This is a genomic window from Rhodoferax sp. UBA5149 (genome assembly GCF_002413825.1).
Classification (GTDB): Bacteria; Pseudomonadota; Gammaproteobacteria; order Burkholderiales; family Burkholderiaceae_C; genus Rhodoferax.
The window spans coordinates 1-3000 of sequence record NZ_DHXT01000225.1 but is presented as its reverse complement, the minus strand read 5'-3'; the positions used below and the strand labels follow the sequence as shown (position 1 = coordinate 3000).

Genomic DNA, 3000 nt, shown 5'->3' with positions numbered 1-3000 from the left:
GTCGAAGGGATCGCGGGCCTGGAACTCAGGGCTTCGACAGGCTCAGCCCGAACGGCGTTTATCTGCTTCATTTGAGTCGGTCCGATTTTTGGAAGGATTTTTGCCGTTTGAACATGCCTTTGCGGTAGAACGGGAACATCTGCAAATAGGTGCGGATTTTCAGCCAGCGGCCGTACAGTCCTTGCGGTTCGAACAGCACAAAGGTCACCAGCACGACGCCGTACACCAGTCCCTGCAGGCCGGGGGCCTGACCGATGGTGGCCGGCAGGTAATCTTTGACGATGGCGATGGCCTGCGGCATGCTGATCAGGAAGATGGCGCCCAGGAACGCACCGTGCACCGAGCCCACGCCGCCAATCACGATCATCAGCAGCAGATCAATCGACTGCATGATGTCGAACTGGTCGGGCGAAATGAATTGCAGCTTGTGCGCGTACAGGGCGCCGGCGATGCCTGCCAGCGCGGCCGACAGCGCAAATGACAGGGTCTTGTAGCGCGCCAGGTGAATGCCCATGCTTTGGGCCGAAATTTCGGAGTCCCGAATCGCGACAAAGGCGCGTCCGGTGGGGGCCCGCAGCAAATTGAGAATGCCCAGCGTGGCCAGCACCGTGATCAGCAGACACAGAAAATAAAACTCTTCGCCGGAGTTCAAGATCCAGCCAAACATGTCAGGCTTTTTGATGTGAATACCGGCGTTGCCACCCGTCACCGACTCCCAGCGCGCCAGCACTTCTTCCACGATGAAGCCGAAGGACAGGGTGGCCATGCCCAGGTAGATGCCTTTGACCCGCAGTGCCGGCAAGCCCACCACCAGGCCGACCGCCGCCGACAGCCCGGCGGCGCAGGCCAGTGCCAGCGGAAACGGCAGACCGGCGTTGGTCAGCACCGCTTGGGTGTAGGCGCCCACGCCCAGAAACGCGGCGTGCCCGAGCGAGAACTGCCCGGTAAAGCCCGCCAGCAGCATGAGCCCCAGTCCGGCAATGGCATAAATCAGCACAAAGGTCAGCTGCGCCAGCCAGTACTCGGGCACCAGCCAGGGCGCCGCCACGAGCGCCAGCATGAGTGCGCTGTACCAGAAGATATGGCCGCCATGTTTGGCAAGATTGATGTCCTGCCCGTAATCGGTTTTAAAAATGAATCTCAAACTTTTTTCCTCAGCTTTTCGCCGAACAAACCGGTGGGTTTGACGACCAGCATGATGAGCACAACGACGTAGGCGGCCGTATCCTTGAAGCCGTCGGGCAAATAAAAGCCCGACAGCGATTCCACAATGCCGATCACCAAGCCGCCCACGATGGCGCCGGGCAAGCTGCCAAAGCCGCCCACCACGGCGGCCGGAAAGGCCTTGAGACCGATAAACCCCATGTTGGCGTGCACAAAGGTAATGGGCGCGAGCAGCAGGCCCGCAATGGCAGCCACCGCCGCGGCCATCCCCCAGGCGATGCCGTTGAGCCGTTGTACCGGAATACCCATGTAGTAGGCCGCCAGCTGGTTTTGGGACGCGGCCTGCATGGCAATACCGAGCTTGCTATAGCGAAACAGGAGATACAGCAGCACACACAGAACGGCCGTGGCCGCAATCACTACCATCTGCTCGACGTTGAGAATCAGGCCGGCCAGTTGCCAGATCTGGTCTTTGTACGGTACGGGCAAGGTGTGTGTCTCGGTTCCGATATTGGGAATCATGGTGATCATGCCCCGTGCCACATAGGCAATGCCAATGGTCAGCATGACGATGGAAAACGCGGGTTGGCCCAGAATCGGGCGGATCACCACGCGCTCCAGCACCATGCCGAAAATCGCCATGCCTGCAACGGCGCACAGCACCGACAGCCAGTACGGCAAGCCGAGCAGGGTCATGCCCGCCAAGCCGCCGAAGGCGCCCAGCATCATGAGTTCGCCCTGCGCGAAACTCACGGTCTCGGTGGCTTTGTAAATGAGCACGAAGCCCAGCGCAATCAGTCCGTAAATGCACCCTTGTGCGATACCGCTGATCACCAGTTGTAGAAGCTGCACTTTGTCTCCTGTTGCATTGCTGCACGGTTATAGCTGTAATCCTCGTGAAAGCTGAGAGGGTTTTCACCGACCCCCTGTCGGTCAGACGACAAGTGAATTCAGATAAACAAAAAAACACGGCATCATGTGAGCCATGACAAACTCTGTTGATATCCGCCAGCACGGTGCCATCCGCGTGGTGACGCTGAATCGTCCCGACGTGCGCAATGCAGTGGACGCGGCCACTGCGCGTGAACTGCATGCTGCTTTTCTCGCGTTTGACGCCGATGAGGAGGCGCGGGTGGCGGTGTTTCATGGCGCTCATGGACACTTTTGCGCCGGCTGGGATTTGCAGGCCGGCGCCCGTCTGTTGGAAGAGGCCGATGCAGATCAGCCAAGCCCGCTGGCGGGGCTGGAGTTTTCACCGGACGACTGTGCGCCACCCGGTCCGCTGGGCCCGATGGGGCCATCGCGCTTGCTGTTGTCCAAGCCGGTGATTGCCGCAGTCAGCGGCGCCGCGGTGGCCGGTGGCATGGAGCTCGCGCTGTGGTGCGATATGCGGGTGATGGAAGGGGACGCTTACTTTGGCGTTTTCTGCCGCCGCTTTGGCGTGCCCCTCATCGATGGCGGCACGGTGCGCCTGCCACGGCTGATCGGCATGGGCCATGCCATGGATCTGATTCTGACCGGGCGCAAGGTGGAAGCGCCCGAGGCGCTGCAAATGGGTTTGTGCAACCGCGTGGTGCCCACCGGCCAAGCGCTGGAGGCGGCGCTGGCGCTGGCGCAGCAACTGGCCGGCTTTCCACAAAAAACCATGCTGGCCGACCGCATGAGTGCTTACACCCAGTGGGACTTGCCCCTGCCGCAGGCCCTGCACCAGGAGTGGCAGCGCGGACGACAGTGCATCGACGAAGGCCTGCAGGGCGCGGTGCGCTTCGCCGCGGGTGATGGACGGCATGGGAGGTTTTAGTTAAACCGGACGCTAGCCCGCGTGAAATATGCGCA

General features: G+C 61.0%; 3 protein-coding genes. 1 reads left to right on the top strand and 2 read right to left on the bottom strand.

What is annotated here, in order from left to right:
• Window positions 1-67: 67 nt before the first annotated feature.
• Both B3V69_RS19990 and B3V69_RS19985 read right to left on the bottom strand, forming a co-directional pair.
• Window positions 68-1144 carry a branched-chain amino acid ABC transporter permease gene (locus B3V69_RS19990; RefSeq protein WP_296449358.1) on the bottom strand — a complete coding sequence of 359 codons (1077 nt, stop codon included), beginning with the start codon at window positions 1142-1144 and terminating at the stop codon, window positions 68-70.
• Window positions 1141-2016 carry a branched-chain amino acid ABC transporter permease gene (locus B3V69_RS19985; RefSeq protein WP_296449355.1) on the bottom strand — a complete coding sequence of 292 codons (876 nt, stop codon included), beginning with the start codon at window positions 2014-2016 and terminating at the stop codon, window positions 1141-1143. Before B3V69_RS19985 ends, B3V69_RS19990 begins: the two co-directional genes overlap by 4 nt.
• A gap of 133 nt (window positions 2017-2149) precedes the next feature.
• Between B3V69_RS19985 and B3V69_RS19980 the strand changes: the two genes are divergently transcribed.
• Window positions 2150-2965 (top strand): crotonase/enoyl-CoA hydratase family protein, encoded by an 816-nt coding sequence (locus B3V69_RS19980; protein WP_296449352.1) that lies wholly within the window; start codon window positions 2150-2152, stop codon window positions 2963-2965.
• The last annotated feature ends 35 nt before the right edge of the window (window positions 2966-3000 follow it).

Excerpts from the sequence above, each read along its gene's own strand:
- B3V69_RS19980 (WP_296449352.1), top strand. The coding sequence starts at position 2,150 with ATGACAAACTCTGTTGATATCCGCCAGCACGGTGCCATCCGCGTGGTG.